This is a genomic window from Methanolobus sp., assembly GCF_030682845.1.
GTDB lineage: Archaea > Halobacteriota > Methanosarcinia > Methanosarcinales > Methanosarcinaceae > Methanolobus.
In genome coordinates this window covers 1-15780 of sequence record NZ_JAUXNK010000054.1, presented here as the reverse complement: position 1 = coordinate 15780, position 15780 = coordinate 1, and the positions used below count along the sequence as shown (strand labels likewise).

Annotated in this window: 13 protein-coding genes and 1 tRNA gene; 13 read left to right on the top strand and 1 reads right to left on the bottom strand. The window is 45.3% G+C overall.

Features of this window, described 5'->3' with window-relative positions; all coding sequences use genetic code 11:
• Positions 1 to 107: 107 nt before the first annotated feature.
• The 10 genes from purD (at position 108) to Q8J68_RS06420 (ending at position 12643) form a co-directional block, all read left to right on the top strand.
• Positions 108 to 1415 (top strand): phosphoribosylamine--glycine ligase, encoded by a 1308-nt coding sequence (gene purD, locus Q8J68_RS06465; RefSeq protein WP_305310706.1) that lies wholly within the window; start codon positions 108 to 110, stop codon positions 1413 to 1415.
• A gap of 20 nt (positions 1416 to 1435) precedes the next feature.
• The gene (gene argF, locus Q8J68_RS06460; protein ID WP_305310705.1) at positions 1436 to 2341 is read left to right on the top strand and encodes an ornithine carbamoyltransferase; all 906 of its coding nucleotides are present in this window, start codon (positions 1436 to 1438) and stop codon (positions 2339 to 2341) included.
• 72 nt (positions 2342 to 2413) lie between these two features.
• Positions 2414 to 2501: transfer RNA gene (locus Q8J68_RS06455), tRNA-Leu, on the top strand.
• A gap of 408 nt (positions 2502 to 2909) precedes the next feature.
• Positions 2910 to 4616 carry a class I SAM-dependent DNA methyltransferase gene (locus Q8J68_RS06450; protein WP_305310704.1) on the top strand — a complete coding sequence of 569 codons (1707 nt, stop codon included), beginning with the start codon at positions 2910 to 2912 and terminating at the stop codon, positions 4614 to 4616.
• Between the two features lie 40 nt (positions 4617 to 4656).
• A complete protein-coding gene (locus tag Q8J68_RS06445; protein WP_305310703.1) occupies positions 4657 to 6084 on the top strand; it encodes an RNA-binding domain-containing protein in 1428 nt (475 codons plus the stop codon).
• 110 nt (positions 6085 to 6194) lie between these two features.
• A complete protein-coding gene (locus tag Q8J68_RS06440) occupies positions 6195 to 6842 on the top strand; it encodes a hypothetical protein (RefSeq protein ID WP_305310702.1) in 648 nt (215 codons plus the stop codon).
• 101 nt (positions 6843 to 6943) lie between these two features.
• Complete coding sequence (locus Q8J68_RS06435; protein WP_305310701.1) at positions 6944 to 8365, top strand: restriction endonuclease subunit S; 1422 nt, start codon at positions 6944 to 6946, stop codon at positions 8363 to 8365.
• An 81-nt stretch (positions 8366 to 8446) separates the two neighbouring features.
• Complete coding sequence (locus Q8J68_RS06430) at positions 8447 to 11611, top strand: type I restriction endonuclease subunit R (RefSeq protein ID WP_305310700.1); 3165 nt, start codon at positions 8447 to 8449, stop codon at positions 11609 to 11611.
• Positions 11612 to 11652: 41 nt separating this feature from the next.
• Positions 11653 to 12234: a flavodoxin family protein gene (locus Q8J68_RS06425; protein ID WP_305310699.1), complete on the top strand. Its 582-nt coding sequence runs from the start codon at positions 11653 to 11655 to the stop codon at positions 12232 to 12234.
• 34 nt (positions 12235 to 12268) lie between these two features.
• Positions 12269 to 12643, top strand: coding sequence for a hypothetical protein (locus Q8J68_RS06420; protein ID WP_305310698.1), 375 nt, complete (start codon positions 12269 to 12271; stop codon positions 12641 to 12643).
• A gap of 180 nt (positions 12644 to 12823) precedes the next feature.
• On the opposite strand, the gene Q8J68_RS06415 is transcribed toward Q8J68_RS06420, so the two are convergent.
• A complete protein-coding gene (locus Q8J68_RS06415) occupies positions 12824 to 13645 on the bottom strand; it encodes a nitroreductase family protein (protein WP_305310697.1) in 822 nt (273 codons plus the stop codon).
• Between the two features lie 108 nt (positions 13646 to 13753).
• Here Q8J68_RS06415 and Q8J68_RS06410 point away from each other — a divergent pair, with 108 nt between their 5' ends.
• The 3 genes from Q8J68_RS06410 to Q8J68_RS06400 all read left to right on the top strand — a co-directional run bounded on the left by Q8J68_RS06410 (position 13754) and on the right by Q8J68_RS06400 (position 15600).
• Positions 13754 to 14527, top strand: coding sequence for a GTPase (locus Q8J68_RS06410; protein ID WP_015052996.1), 774 nt, complete (start codon positions 13754 to 13756; stop codon positions 14525 to 14527).
• 81 nt (positions 14528 to 14608) lie between these two features.
• Positions 14609 to 14827 carry a DUF2769 domain-containing protein gene (locus tag Q8J68_RS06405; protein ID WP_305310696.1) on the top strand — a complete coding sequence of 73 codons (219 nt, stop codon included), beginning with the start codon at positions 14609 to 14611 and terminating at the stop codon, positions 14825 to 14827.
• A 218-nt stretch (positions 14828 to 15045) separates the two neighbouring features.
• Positions 15046 to 15600 (top strand): type 1 glutamine amidotransferase, encoded by a 555-nt coding sequence (locus Q8J68_RS06400; protein WP_370867610.1) that lies wholly within the window; start codon positions 15046 to 15048, stop codon positions 15598 to 15600.
• Positions 15601 to 15780 lie beyond the last annotated feature (180 nt).

Genomic DNA, 15780 nt, shown 5'->3' with positions numbered 1-15780 from the left:
TAATGAATCAGGGGTCCGATTGCAGACCTAAACCATGTCCTAACAAACAAATCCCTATCTAGCAACATGTCGTAGTCATAATTGTTTCAATAACGAGGTTTTAAGTCATGAACATTCTAGTAGTAGGTGGTGGCGGAAGGGAGCACGCTATCACGGCAGCACTGGCGAGGAGCAGGAAAGACCCTTCTCTATTTGCAGTAATGTCAAAGAAGAATCCGGGAATCGCAGAACTATGTGAGGATTTCCTTCTTGCCAAGGAAACAGATGTTGAGAAGGTAGTCGGGTTCGCAGTCAGAAAGAATATCGAAATAGCAGTTATAGGGCCCGAGGCCCCGCTTTCCGTGGGCCTTGCCGATGCCCTGGAGGATGCCGGTATCAGTGTTGCCGCCCCTAAAAAAGCAGTGGCACAAATAGAGTTCAATAAGGGCTGGGCTCGCAATTTCATGAAGGATAACGGAATAGCAGGCTGCCCGAGATTTGAAGTGTTCACGGAGAGAGGGCCTATGGACTCTTTCATTGACGAGCTTGGCGATGTTGCTGTCAAGCCTGCCGGCCTTACAGGTGGCAAAGGCGTAAAGGTAATGGGCGATCAGTTGCCTGACCTGGATGCTGCTAAGGAGTATGCAGCAAGCCTGCTTGCAACCGGCAGCGTGGTCGTGGAGGAGAACCTTAAGGGCGAGGAATTCACCCTGCAGGCTTTCGTGGATGGCGAGCACCTGGCTTTCATGCCGACGGTGCAGGATCACAAGCGTGCCTTTGAGGGCGACCTTGGGCCTAACACCGGAGGTATGGGCTCTTACAATGATGCGGGAGAGATCCTGCCATTCCTTGTGGAGGAAGACGTAAGCCAGGCAAAGCAGATAATGCTGGATACCATCAGGGCCCTGCGCAGGGTCACAGGCGTCGGTTACAGGGGAGCCCTGTACGGCCAGTTCATGATAACCAGGGCCGGACCCAAAGTGATAGAATTCAATGCGCGCTTTGGAGACCCTGAGGCTATGAATGTGCTGTCCCTTCTGGAGACCGACTATACTGATGTGCTGTCAGCTATTGTTACGGGCACACTTGACAAGCTTGATGTGAAGTTCAGCAGGAAGGCTACTGTGTGCAAATACGCTGTTCCTGCAGGCTATCCTGACGCTCCGACGAGTGACAGGGAAGTCACAGTGGGGGATATTGGTGACGCCCTGCTCTTCTATTCAAGCGTCTATGAGAGTGATGGCAAGGTCTATACGACCGGATCAAGGGCTGTGGCAGTGGTGGGCGTCGCGGATACTATTGCTGAGGCTGAGAAGATCGCACAGCATGCGCTGGACAATCTTAAAGGGGACCTGCATTCCAGGCGGGATATCGGCACTGCAGGGCTCATACAGAGGCGTATCGATCACATGAGGACGATACGCAATATGCAGTAACTGACCAAGGGAATGATAGCATGAAACATCTTATCTCAATGGCTGACCTCTCGCAGGAAGAGATCATCGAAATCCTTGATGTGGCAACAGACCTGAAGGAAAAGCGTGTGAAGGGCAAGGTCACTGACCTTCTGAAGAACAAGAGCATCGGGATGATCTTCGAGAAGTCATCCACACGCACCAGGGTGTCTTTCGAGGTTGCCATGAACGACCTCGGGGGCCATGCGCTCTACCTGAACCCGAGGGATATGCAGCTTGGCCGCGGAGAGACAGTGGGCGATACCGCCAAAGTGCTCTCGCGCTACCTCTACTGTATTGTTGCAAGGGTGTACAGCCACGATACTGTTAGTGAGCTTGCGGCACACTCTGATGTGCCTGTCATCAACGCACTCTCGGACAGGGAGCATCCCTGCCAGATAATCGCAGACCTGATGACCATCCGCGAATACAAGAACCGGCTCAAGGGCCTGAAATATGCCTGGGTCGGCGACGGTAACAATGTGTGCAATTCCGCCATCCTTGGCTGTACGCTGGCGGGAATAGAAATCGCGGTTGCCTGCCCGCCAGGATATGAACCCGACCCGGAGATAGTGAAACAGGCCAGGCGGCTTGGCGGCAAAGTGACGGTCACCAACGACCCGGCAGAGGCTGCAAAGGATGCCGATGTCCTCTATACCGACGTATGGGTGTCCATGGGAGATGAGGACGAGCGCGAAAAGCGCCTCAGGGACCTCGCCCCCTACCAGATAAATATGCAGCTTGTCAACCTTGCAAAACAAGATGCCATCGTGATGCACTGCCTCCCCGCACACCGCGGCGAGGAAATCTCCGCTGAGGTCATGGACGGCCCTCACTCCGTAGTCTTCGACCAGGCCGAGAATCGTCTGCACTCACAGAAAGCCCTCCTGCTGAGAATGATGGCCTGAAGGCCATCCCCAACATTCTCACCCAAACACAAAGTTTAACTAGAAAAAGCGCTACTAAGCATCATTCACAATGCGGGAGTCGCCCAGCCAGGTCAAAGGCGCTAGATTCAGAGTCTAGTCTCGTAGGAGTTCGTGCGTTCGAATCGCATCTCCCGCACCAGGAACTATTTCTCATAAGACATTTAGATCTCTTCTCTTTAGTGCTATGCTTTGTATTTTTGCAGAATTTTGTCTATAGATTATGATTTCAATAGGTTTCCTACAGAGCCATTTAAACTGTAATTATTAAATAGACTTAAAGATTTTTAGTAAATGATTTATATTAACAACTATATTCTAACTTAGAAGATAGTTTATTATGTTTGTATGTATCTTCAAATAAGTTCATAATACAATCAAAATAGAATCTCAGGAGCATTGCTCAGTAAATTTAAAGTCATGGGAACACAAAATTTTAGCTCCTGAATAGGTCTTATAATTAAAACCGAATAGATTCTGCATTAATAATGTGACTGTTTGTAAGTTTCATCATAATAATTTAACAATTTGAATTATGAAGGCCTGAATAATGACTGACAATGAACAGCAATTTTTAAGTGATCTTGACACCAAGCTCTGGAAGGCTGCTGACAGACTACGCTCTAACCTGGATGCTGCCAACTATAAACACGTGGTATTAGGACTTATTTTCCTTAAATATGTATCAGATGCCTTTGAAGAGCGTCAGCAAGAACTGGTTGAGCTGTTTAAAAATGACGATGAGGACAACATCTATTATTTGCCTCGTGAAGATTACGATAGCGACGAAGACTACCAGGAGGCCATAGCAAGGGAGCTGGAGATCGGGGACTATTACATAGAGAAGAATGTTTTCTGGGTACCCAGGACCGCCCGCTGGAACACTCTTCAGGAAACTGTCACCCTTCCCACAGGCAGTGTGATATGGCAAAACGAACAGGGTGAAGACGTTAAACTGCGTTCAGTGTCATGGTTGATCGATAATGCCTTCGACGAGATCGAAAAGGCAAACCTGAAGCTTAAAGGCATTCTCAACAGGATCAGCCAGTATCAGCTGGATTCTGACAAACTCATAGGCCTGATCAATGAATTCAGCACTACTCGGTTCCATGATCCTGAATATAAGGGCAAAAAGCTTAACCTGAAATCAAAAGATATTCTTGGTCATGTTTACGAGTACTTTTTAGGCCAGTTCGCACTTGCCGAAGGGAAGCAGGGTGGCCAGTACTACACACCTAAATCCATTGTTACCCTGATAGTTGAGATGCTGGAGCCTTATAAGGGACGTGTCTATGACCCTGCTATGGGAAGCGGCGGGTTCTTTGTTTCCAGTGATAAGTTCATTGAAGAGCATGCTAATGTGATGCACTATAAGGCCGCTGAGCAGAAAAAGCAGATATCGGTTTACGGTCAGGAGTCAAATCCGACCACATGGAAACTGGCTGCTATGAATATGGCTATTCGAGGCATTGATTTTAATTTCGGTAAGAAGAACGCCGATTCCTTCCTTGATGACCAACATCCTGACCTGCGTGCTGATTTTGTAATGGCGAACCCTCCTTTTAATATGAAAGAGTGGTGGCATGAGAAACTGTTAGGGGATCCGCGCTGGGAGTATGGTACACCGCCCCAGAACAATGCTAACTTTGCGTGGATGCAGCACATGCTATACCATCTGGCACCAACAGGCAGTATGGCACTGCTTCTTGCTAACGGTTCCATGAGCAGTAATACTAACAATGAAGGCGTGATACGCAAAGCTCTTGTGGAGAATGATATCGTGGATTGCATGGTTGCACTGCCCGGTCAGTTGTTCACTAACACTCAGATCCCTGCCTGTATATGGTTCTTAACAAAGGACAAGTCAGCAAAGGATGGTAAAAGGGACAGGTATGGTGAGGTCCTGTTCATTGATGCCCGCAACCTTGGTTATATGAAAGACCGTGTGCTGCGTGATTTTAAGAATGAGGATATACAAAAGATAGCCGATACCTTCCACAAGTGGAAAAAAGAATGGACCGAGGAGGACAACGAGCCAGGCTTCTGTTTCTCAGCAAACCATGAGACTATCAAAAAGCACGATTTTGTCCTTACTCCCGGTCGATACGTTGGTGCAGAGGAAGAAGAGGATGATGGTATTCCTTTTGCCGAGAAGATGGGATCACTTACGAGCAAGTTGAAGGGTCAGTTTGAAGAGAGCGACAAACTGGAAGCTGAGATCAGAAAGAATCTGGCAGGTCTGGGTTTTGAGATATGATACATGAACGAAGCCGGATCATTAAAAGGGAATGCTGAATATGGATAAAACGGAACTGTTCAACCGGCTGGAAGAGCTTGAGTGGGAAGATTTTGAGGTGAAGGAGGCAAAATTTTCTATTCCAAAAAGCAGTTTTGAAACAGTCAGTGCGTTTTCGAATACAAATGGTGGCTGGCTTGTTTTTGGAGTTAGGCATCAAAATAGCGGTTTTGAGATCAGTGGTGTTGAAGATGCTGAACGAATAGAGCAGGATTTTACCACGGCTCTTCGGGGGGACAAGTTCAACCAGAAGATCAGGGTCAGAAGTGTGAAGTATGATTTTGATGGGAAAGTTGTGCTTGCTTTTTATATTCCTGCATCTGAGCAGAAGCCCGTCTATTTCAATTCAAGAAAAAATACGTTTATACGAACCGGCAGTGGAGATCAACGTGCGACGGATGTTGAGATCGATGCGATGTACAGGGATTCTTCGTTCGGTCTAAAGGATAAGGAACTTACCGGGTTTACTATTGATGATCTGGATGAGAGGACGATTTCTGATTACAGGACTTATCTTGAGAATGTGAACCCTGAGCACAGATATAATAAATTGTCAACAGAACAATTGCTGGAGAAGCTACAGGTTGTAGTCGATGGCAGGGTCACTATCGGTGGTTTGCTGGTCTTTGGAAATGAGGATAACCTTAACCGTATGCTTACTGATTTTCGGATAGATTATCTTGAGATCATGGGTACGTCCTATTCTGATGCTCCTACACGGTATAATTACAGGCTTTATGAGGAAGAGAATCTGTTCCGGTTCTATTTCAGCATTTTTGAACGCCTTATGAAAAAAATCGACCTTCCGTTCACATTAAGAGCAGATGGCTTTGCCACTGACAGCCAGCCCCAGCTTGTTGCTATTCGTGAGGCTCTTGTGAATCTTCTGATGCATTCTGATTATTTCAGCCCTATGAAGCCAAGGATAAGAGTTTTCCTTGACAGGATAGAGTTCTTAAACCCCGGCAGCCTCCCAAAAGATATCGAGTCCATCATGAAAGAAGATTTCACGATGCCAAGAAATCCCATTATTACGAAAATTTTCAGGGTCATCAAACTCTCCGAAAACGCAGGTTCCGGCTTTGATAAAATGTTCACCGGCTGGAAGTCCTATTATAATACCGAACCTCTGGTTTCAAACGATGTGGATTTCTACAAGATCACTTTCCCACTGACAAGAGATATCATCTCCGAAAAAGCGTCGGAGAAAACTAGGGAAGAAACTAGGGAAGAAACTAGGAAAAAAACCAAGGAGAAAATAATTGAGATTATATCTCAGACTCCACAGATAACAACTGATGAATTGGCTGAATTGACAGGTATAACGGCCAAAGGCGTTGAATGGCACATCAAAAAACTAAAGGATGAAGGTTTATTGAAAAGGATCGGTTCGACAAAAGCAGGTTCATGGGAAGTAGTTGGTAGATGAGGTATAAGTCTAGTTCTGGCACAGCTTGCGCCAGAATTGTCCAACGGCTTGTTGGACAATTACCCTGTGTGCATAATGAAAGTTACATGTAGAGTATCAGGAGACCAAATATGCAGTTTTTCGATGCCATTGGAAATATGCTCAATATCGTGTTAATTATTGTAAATGTAATATTCATATCCATCTTGATTTGCCAATTTCGAGAGGCTAAAAAACCTATTTTGTCCACGCATATTGTTTCAAATCTCAAAAATGAAATTGAATTATCTGATGTGCTTGAATCAACCTCTGCCTACAATTTTGAGCATCAATATATACGTATAACTAATGTTTCAAAGAATGAAGCAAAGAAACTAAAATTAACTTACAGAATAAGTTTAAAAGATGACCCTGCAAAATCTGCTGAAAAAACAGAAGAATTAGATTATTTAAATCCATCGGAAATGGCACAATTTTCACTTTACACTAAAATAGTCAGAGATAAGTTTCCAGATCAGTTTGAAACAGTTAATCTTGATGATAACACAACTTTGATTCGACCTAAAGGAAAATTAGAAATGAATCTCGATCTGTTTGTCGAATACAATCCTTTATTCTTGAATATTAAAAAACATACATTAAAAGATAGCTACACAATTGAGTGGAGCAAATTAGAGTCGGAACCTTACGTCGTTTTTAATAATTGGAACAAAAGAAACAGCCATTACATATCCAAAAAAAATGTAATCACAAAAATGGGTGCAGTTGATGATTGCTGATGATTTGAACGAAAAAACACTGGATGTTCTGTCGATAATGAACGCACAGTTTTTGACAAAACCCAAACACCAGTACAGGCAATTTTTGGTGGAATTAATTAATGAATAACGATTGGCCAGTAATTAAACTCAAGAATTATTGCCTTAAAATAGGGAGTGGTGCCACACCTAAAGGTGGAAACAGTGTATATCACAGTGAAGGTGAAATTTGCCTTATCAGAAGTCAAAACGTGTATAATGAAGGATTTAGACCAGACGGCCTTGTTTATATAGATAAGGAAGCAGCAGACAATTTAAAAAATGTTATTGTTGAAAAAAACGATATACTGCTAAATATCACAGGTGATTCAGTTGCTCGTGTTTGTTTAGTAAAAGATGAATACTTACCTTCAAGAGTTAATCAACATGTAGCTCTAATTAGAGTTAATCCAATTGAGTTAGATGCTCGTTTTGTGAGGTATTTTTTAGCATCATCAAAAATGCAAAATTTATTATTAATAATTGCTAGTTCTGGTGCAACTAGAAATGCTTTAACAAAAAGTATGATTGAGCAATTAGAAGTACCTAAGCCAAGCTTAGATATCCAAAAATCTATCGCAGACAAATTGGCTTTGCTAGACGACAAAATCACCCTCAACACCCAGATCAACCAAACCCTGGAATCCATGGCACAAGCCATATTCAAAAGCTGGTTCGTGGATTTCGACCCAGTCAAAGCTAAAATAGCAGCCATTGAAGCAGACGAAAATCCCGAAAGCGTAAACCGAGCCGCCATGCGTACCATTTCCGGCAAATCCGATGATGAGCTGGATAAGATGCAGGCTGAACAGCCGGATGATTATGTACAGCTTGAAGGCATTGCTGAGTTATTCCCGGCGGCTATGTGGGAAGCGGAGTTGGGGGAAGTGCCGGAGGGGTGGGAAGTGAAGAAAATTGGTGATTACTTAAATACTATTTCGAAAACTTATCCATTAAAAACTGTATCCGAAGTGATTTTTCTCAATACTGGTGATATTCAAAATGGAAAAGTTTTACATTCCAATTACTCAATCGTTGAAACACTTCCCGGGCAAGCTAAAAAATCAATTCAAAAAGATGATATATTATATAGTGAAATTCGTCCTGAAAACAAAAGATTTGCTTATGTTTTTTTTGATGGAAAAGAACATGTTGTATCTACAAAATTAATGGTATTAAGGCCAATTGCCGATATTGATTCTAAATTCCTTTATTTTATTCTTACACAGCAGAATACTATTGATTTTTTACAAATGATGGCCGAATCTCGATCAGGCACTTTTCCACAAATAACCTTTAATATTATATCTAAAGTTGAATTTTTCGGACCAAAAGATAATGCACTAATTCATACATTTTCTAAATCAATTCTCGCACCTTTTATGCAAGAACGGTATTTGAAAGATGAGGAGAATATTCAACTCTCCAACCTTCGTGACACCCTCCTCCCGAAACTTCTGTCCGGTGAATTGTCAGTTGAGGGAATTGAACTTAGCGAAACTTGAGTGTAATTCATCATTTCAATTTAAAAAAGATTAAATAAGTGCTGGGAGTAAACACTTACAACTGACAAAGGGATGCTCATGATGAACGAAGATCAACTGGAACAGCTATGTCTTGACTGGTTCAGGGAGAAGGACTGGGATGTAATTCATGGTCCTGATATTGCTTGTGATTCTTATCGTCCTGAGCGTGGTGATTACCATGAGGTTGTGTTAAAGAGGTATTTGCGCGAAGCACTGGTGCGTATCAACGGGGGATTACCGGAGAGTGCTGTTGAGCAGGCTTTAGCAAGTGTTTTAAAACCAGAGGGGCTGGACCTGACGATCAATAACCGGGTATTCCATCGGTTCTTGCTGGAAGGGGTGCCGGTTGAGTATCGTAAAGATGATAAGATCGTTCATGACAGGGCATTTTTGATCGATTTTGAGAGACTGGAGAATAATCGGTTCCTGGTGGTCAATCAGTTTACGATCCAGGGGATGAAACAGCCCAGAAGGCCGGATATTGTTTGTTTTATCAATGGGTTGCCTGTTGCTATACTGGAGCTTAAGACTCCGGGTGATGAGAACGTAGATATCTGGGATGCATACGACCAGTTGCAGACCTACAAGGACGAGATAAGTGACCTGTTTGTGTTCAATGAAGCACTCATAATAAGTGACGGGTTCAATGCACGCATCGGGTCACTGACAGCCAACAAGGAAAGATTCGGACCGTGGCGTACTATCAAAGATGAAGATGATAAACCGTTACTGGAATGGCAGCTGGAGACAGTTGTGCGGGGATTCTTTGACCGGGAATTGCTGCTTGATTATCTTCGATATTTCATACTCTTTGAGCACGATGGCGCAAGCTTAATCAAAAAAATAGCCGGGTACCACCAGTTCCATGCAGTCCGTGAAGCAGTAAGGGTTACACTGATAGCTTCACAGATGCCGGATGAGCACATAAGTCATGAGAGTCGTGCAAGCTATGGCAGAGAAGTAGTGCCCGGCAACAAAAAGGCCGGAGTCATCTGGCATACCCAGGGGTCCGGCAAGAGCATCTTAATGTGCTGTTATGCCGGAAAACTATTGCAGCAGCCGGAAATGAACAATCCTACCATACTGGTAGTAACAGACCGCACCGATCTTGATGGACAACTCTTCAACACCTTTTCCAATCTGCAGGAACTCTTCAAACAAGCACCCGTGCAAGCCCAAAGCCGGGAAGACTTACGTCTCATGCTCTCTGAAAGAGAATCCGGGGGCATAATCTTTACCACTATACAGAAATTCTCACCGATCGGGAATGAAACCACACATCCGGTCCTGAACTCCCGCCACAACATCGTGGTCATCTCGGATGAAGCCCACCGCAGCCAGTATGGAAGCAAAGCCCGCCTGGTTGATATAAAAGATGAGAATGGCAAAGTGATAGGCAGCAAAACAGTATTCGGATATTCCAGATATCTGCGTGATGCTCTGCCAAACGCCACATTCATCGGATTTACAGGCACGCCCATATCAACCGATGACAAAGACACCTATGACGTATTTGGCAAAGAGATATCCATCTATGACATACAGGATGCGGTAGATGATGGGGCAACTGTGCCCATTTACTACGAATCCCGTCTGGCAAAGCTTGACATAAATAATGAAATCATCGCAGAGCTATCTGCAAAGGTCGAAGAGATAGTCGAGGACGAAGAAGAGATATCCAGTCGTGAAAAGACAAAAAGCAACTGGAGCCGTCTGGAAAAACTAGTAGGATCAAAACCACGTATTCAGCAGATAGCCATTGATCTTGTCCGGCATTTTGAAAAGCGCAATGAGTCTCTGGAAGGCAAAGCAATGATTGTCGGCATGAGTCGCAGGATATGTGTTGATCTTTATGATGAAATAATAGCACTACGCCCGCAATGGCATGACCCTGACCCGAAAAAAGGCACAATAAAGATCGTGATGACCGGCTCAGCATCCGATAAAAAAGAACTTCAGCCGCACATCTACAATAAGAAGACCAAAAAGGATATCGAAAACCGTTTCAAAGACAGTGATGATCCTCTAAAATTGGTCATAGTGCGTGACATGTGGCTCACCGGGTTTGACGTACCCTGCTGCAATACCATGTACATAGACAAACCCATGAGAGATCACAACCTGATACAGGCCACTGCAAGAGTTAACAGGGTATTTGGTAACAAGCCCGGCGGGCTGGTAGTAGATTATATCGGAATTGCAAATGAGCTAAAGCAAGCACTTAATAACTACACCGAAGCCAAAGGCAGAGGTGAACCCACAAAAAATGCCGAAGAAGCCTACTCCATATTACTGGAAAAAATGGATATCGTACGTGGTCTTTTCCATGGCTTCGATTACAGCGGATTTGAAACCCGGGCCTACAAACTACTTGTGCCTGCAGCCAACCATATATTAGGTCTTGATGACGGTAAAAAGCGTTATATGGACACAGTGCTTGCAATCACCAAAGCATACTCTTTATGCAGCACTTTAGATGAAGTTGAACCGTTACACACCGAAATTGCATTTTTTTCAGCCATCAAAACAGCTATTGGTAAATTCACATCTGTTGATAAAAAACGGACGCAGGAAGAAAAGGATTCCCTCCTCAAACAGATACTTGATAATTCCATAATCGCTGAAGGTGTCGTCGATATATTCGAACTGGCCGGTTTAGAAAAACCAGATATCAGTTTATTGTCCGACGAATTCCTGGAAGATGTCCGGCACATGGAATATCGTAACTTAGCAGTTGAATTATTAGAGAAACTACTAAAAGACCAGATCCGATCAAAATCTTCAAATAATGTTGTTCAGGAAAAGAAATACAGTGACCGTTTGCAGGAAACTTTGCGTAAATACAACAATCGTGCTATTGAAACCGCTCAGGTCATCGAAGAACTTATCCAGATGGCAAAGGATTATCGCAAAGACCTGGAACACGAAAAAGATCTCGGCCTTAACCCTGATGAGATCGCTTTTTATGATGCCCTGGCAAATAACGAAAGTGCTGTACGAGAGTTGGGTGATGAAACTCTCAAAAAGATAGCAAGGGAAATAACCGAAAAGCTACGCAACTCCACAACCGTAGACTGGCAGGTTCGTGATAGTGTTAGAGCTAAATTACGCATTCTTGTTCGCCTCACATTGCAGAAGTATAAATATCCTCCGGACATGGCTCCGGATGCTATTGAGTTAGTACTGAAACAAGCTGAGGCACTTTCAAATTCATGGACAGTATAAGGCACTTGGAATTAGTAATTAGTATATAGAGGACCAATATCATGAAAGTAATCGCAATAAACGGCAGCCCCCGGAAAGAGGGCAACACAGCCGCCCTCCTGAAAGAGCTTCTTTCGGGGCTTGAGGGCGAGGGCGTGGAGACTGAGCTCATACACATAGGCGGGCAGAAGGTTCATGGATGCACTGCCTGTATGAAGTGCTTTGAGATGAAGAACGGGCAATGCGTGTTCGATGATGATCCGATCAACGGGTGCATCTCAAAGATGAGGGAGGCGGACGGGATTGTTATCGGGTCGCCGACTTATTTTGCTGATGTGTCAACCGAGGTGAAGGCGCTCATCGACCGCACGGGATTTGTGTCTATGGCGAACGGGGGCTTCCTTGCCAGAAAAGTGGGCGCAGCGGTGGTGGCTGTGCGCAGGGCTGGGGCGGTGCATGCTTATGATTCCATCAACCATCTCTTCGGGATATCGAATATGTTCACCGTGGGCTCTTCTTACTGGAACCTGGGCGTGGGGCTCAATCCAGGGGATGTCATCGATGATGCGGAGGGCATGCAGACCATGAGGGACCTGGCCTCCAATATGGCATGGCTGCTGAAGAAGATCCACTCAGGGGAGTAGTATCTGGAGGAACGCAACCTATATAAGCGGGTAAATGAGAGTCCTTTTAGGTATTCTTCGCATGGATATCTCCAGGAAAGGAGGGAACATGACAACGGAAGTCACTGTAAATTCGAATATATGTAATCTGACCCATAGGATCAAAGGAGAGAACAAAGGCGAAACGATCGAAATATCCATTGAAAGCCCATGTGACAAGATTCAGTCGATGCAGCACATGGAAGTGCCTGTTATGGAGATATTTGGGTTCAGGGACAACTGCGTGGTCCGGATGGCGGAGGAGGCAGGCTGTGACGTGACCTGCATCGTCCCGTGTGCCATCCTGCACGTATGCCACATCGAATCCGGAATGATGTCCCGGTCCCTGGTAAAACAGGCAGGCAACATAAGCATCGCCTTCGAAAAGTGAGGCCTGGCCAATATCCCGGCTCTCTCAGGATACGTCCGTCTGGCTAAGCAGGACTCCCGGGCGCAGGTTCAGGAAACATCACTGTCATCAAGAGGGGACGTGCCGCTTCTATTCACCTTGACCGGCACTTAATGACCACGGAGGACCTGGAGTTCATAGAAAGGTACTTCCCTCATCTTCTCATTTCCAGGTGATCCTTGCGGGCTCGCGTCCGGGGATGCCATATACCTTGTACTTCGGATATCCGAACATCATGGCATACTGCACTTCATGTCCTTCCGGCAGGCCAAGCTCGTCCTTCAGCTCTTGGCAGTAGGATGCGGCTATCTTGAGGAAGCCCGCCCAGCAGGCACCCAGTCCGAATGCCGGAGCGGCAATCTCGAACCATGAAAGGGCGATGAGGCTGTCAGTATAAGCCATGGGATTTGCAGCAGCCGCATATGCGATGGCAACATGCGGGGCACCACGGCAGATGGGGTCCTTTCCGTTATCATATGCAGCAATGAGTGATGGAAGGATTGGCTTCAGGGGGTGCTCTATGCCGCTGTCCATGATACTGCGCATCCAGTCAATGGTAATGTGCGCAAGTTTACGTACCTGTGCCGGGTCGTGGACAATGAGCCAGTGTACCGGCTGGTTGTTCATCCCGGAAGGCGAATAGCGCACGATATCAATTATGTCCTCTATGGTTTTCCTGTCTACTATCTTATCCTGGTAGTTACGTACAGACCTGCGCTGGCGCATGTACAGTCCAAGGCTTCCGGCAGTGATATCCTGCGTCGCCTCTTCAGAAAGTGTCGGGTACCGGGTATCATATTCAGGCAGGATTGCTCCTTCGGGGCAGAAGGCTTCGCAATTACCGCATTTTGTACAGAAGGCTCCGACCTCATCAGGCATGAACGGCATATTGCCTTTACCTTTCATTATCAGGCCAAGGGCGCAGATCTCGATGCACGTGCCACATTTCGAGCAGGTGTCCGGGTCAATAGAAATTGTCATCATGGTGTAGAACTCCACTAATTACTGGCAAGAGAGACTAATAAATATTTGCATCCCTGGTCCTGACAGCTTGCACAATATGTCTATATCCTCAAATGCTGTAGCAATAGCATGGCAAGTTACAAAATGCTCGTAAACGATGTAATTAAGAAAGCAGACATCCTTCTTGAGATAGTGGATGCGCGTTTTCCGCAGGAGACAAGGAACAGTCATGTGGAGAACGATATAATCCGCACGGGCAAGCCTTTCATAATAGTCCTTAACAAATGCGACCTTGTTTCAAAGAAAAGTCTTGACGATTCCAAATCCGCACTTTCATCCATTGCGCCAACAGTCTTCGTATCGGGCAAGGACAGGTCCGGCACGACTATCCTCAGGCATAAGATAATGGAGATTGCCGGAATAAACAATCTCAAGGACGGGGATATCCTGGTAGGCTGTCTTGGCTACCCCAATGTCGGCAAATCATCTGTCATAAACGGTGTGACCGGGAGACACAGGGCCGGCACATCGTCCATATCCGGCTATACAAAAGGAGTCCAGCTTGTGAACGCAGGCTCAAACATCAAATTCATTGACACCCCCGGAGTGATACCATTTGATGAACATGATGAATGCATGCAGGGCCTTCTGGGGATAAAGGATGCAACACACCTGAAGGACACCCTTGGTGTGGCCCTCAGGATGATCGAGATACTATGCGCTGAAAACAAAGCTGCCCTTGAATCCTTATATAACATAACTATCGAAGGACAGGACACCTATGGAATTGTCGAACTCATAGGTCAAAAGAGCAATTTCCTGAAGAAAAAGGGCGAGATAGATGAGATGCGTGTGGCCCGGAAGGTAATCGATGACTGGCAAAAAGGGCTGCTTGTAGCCTGACCGAATATGCCGTCTTTCCAGTGATATGGTCCATGCGTAAATGTTTTAGGCCAGCACGCCAATCTGGAAGTGAGATCTCATATGTCTGAAATTCGCGCAAAATACTTTGGTGTATGCACATCCTATCACCACTCAAAAGGCTGTAATTGTCCCCGGTGCCCTTCCTATCCTGGAAATGGCACATTCATGTTCTGTGCCAAAGGCAGGAGTTCCAACGTGCAGCAAAAAGCAGGATGTTTATGTACCGGGTGTGAGATTCACAGAAAGTTCGGATTCGAAGGCGAATATTTCTGTCAATAGCCTCGCGAAAAAGATTTAATCTGTTGTATACCTTAGGATATGGCATGGGAACCGCCATGAGGATTCACTGTTTGCAGCACCTTGAATTTGAGACACTGGGCAATATCCCTGGATGGGTGCAAAGCAAGGGACATGTGCTTTCAAAGAGTCTTCCGTAAATAGAAGCAGAATTCCCGGACATCGATTCTTTTGACCTGCTGGTCATTATGGGTGGCCTTATGAGCGTATATCAGGAAAGTGAATACCTCTGGCTTAAAAAGGAAAAAGACTTTGTCAAAAGTGTTATCGAGGCCGGTAAAGCTGTTCTTGGTATCTGTTTTGGTGCCCAGATGATCTCTGATGTTCTGGGTGGGACTGTTCACAGGAATAATTTCAGGGAGATAGGATGGCACGATGTAGAACTGACATCTCTTCCAGGGAACGAGCCCTTTCAGAAGTGCCTGCCCCGGAGTTTTACCGTTTTCCAGTGGCATGGCGACACTTACACCCTTCCGGCCGTTGCAAGGAGGCTCTTCTCATCAGAAGCCTGTAGGGAACAGGGTTTTGTCTACAGGGATAATGTGCTTGCTGTACAGTTCCACCCTGAGGTGGATGAACAATGTATATCAAATCTGATAACAAAATGCGGTGCTGACCTGAAGGATGGAGGCCCGTATGTACAGGGAGAAGCAGGTATCCGTAACAGGCCGGAAATGGTAGAAAACTCTGCCGGGATAATGTTCTCTATCCTTGACAGGTTTGAAGAATTACGATACGCATTCCCCCGTCTTTAGACGGGGGTTAGTATCGTCCCTGCGAAGGCATTAGTTTAGTAACCAAACTTTGACAGTCAAAAGTAATAATAGTGTTCTTAGCCTTGATGTATTCGACCAAAAATGCAACAAAAACTAAGAACATACGAGATTATTCCTAACGAGAATATATGCTTTCCTGTCGGAACTATTGTGGCAGTA

What these genes read in the sequence shown, in the direction of transcription:
- Q8J68_RS06415 (WP_305310697.1), bottom strand. Translation starts at nt 13,645, where the DNA reads ATGATGACAATTTCTATTGACCCGGACACCTGCTCGAAATGTGGCACG.
- Q8J68_RS06425 (WP_305310699.1), top strand. Translation starts at nt 11,653, where the DNA reads ATGAAAGTAATCGCAATAAACGGCAGCCCCCGGAAAGAGGGCAACACA.
- argF (WP_305310705.1), top strand. Translation starts at nt 1,436, where the DNA reads ATGAAACATCTTATCTCAATGGCTGACCTCTCGCAGGAAGAGATCATC.
- Q8J68_RS06435 (WP_305310701.1), top strand. Translation starts at nt 6,944, where the DNA reads ATGAATAACGATTGGCCAGTAATTAAACTCAAGAATTATTGCCTTAAA.
- Q8J68_RS06445 (WP_305310703.1), top strand. Translation starts at nt 4,657, where the DNA reads ATGGATAAAACGGAACTGTTCAACCGGCTGGAAGAGCTTGAGTGGGAA.
- Q8J68_RS06410 (WP_015052996.1), top strand. Translation starts at nt 13,754, where the DNA reads ATGGCAAGTTACAAAATGCTCGTAAACGATGTAATTAAGAAAGCAGAC.
- Q8J68_RS06450 (WP_305310704.1), top strand. Translation starts at nt 2,910, where the DNA reads ATGACTGACAATGAACAGCAATTTTTAAGTGATCTTGACACCAAGCTC.
- Q8J68_RS06420 (WP_305310698.1), top strand. Translation starts at nt 12,269, where the DNA reads ATGAGAGTCCTTTTAGGTATTCTTCGCATGGATATCTCCAGGAAAGGA.
- purD (WP_305310706.1), top strand. Translation starts at nt 108, where the DNA reads ATGAACATTCTAGTAGTAGGTGGTGGCGGAAGGGAGCACGCTATCACG.
- Q8J68_RS06405 (WP_305310696.1), top strand. Translation starts at nt 14,609, where the DNA reads ATGTCTGAAATTCGCGCAAAATACTTTGGTGTATGCACATCCTATCAC.
- Q8J68_RS06430 (WP_305310700.1), top strand. Translation starts at nt 8,447, where the DNA reads ATGAACGAAGATCAACTGGAACAGCTATGTCTTGACTGGTTCAGGGAG.
- Q8J68_RS06400 (WP_370867610.1), top strand. Translation starts at nt 15,046, where the DNA reads ATGAGCGTATATCAGGAAAGTGAATACCTCTGGCTTAAAAAGGAAAAA.
- Q8J68_RS06440 (WP_305310702.1), top strand. Translation starts at nt 6,195, where the DNA reads ATGCAGTTTTTCGATGCCATTGGAAATATGCTCAATATCGTGTTAATT.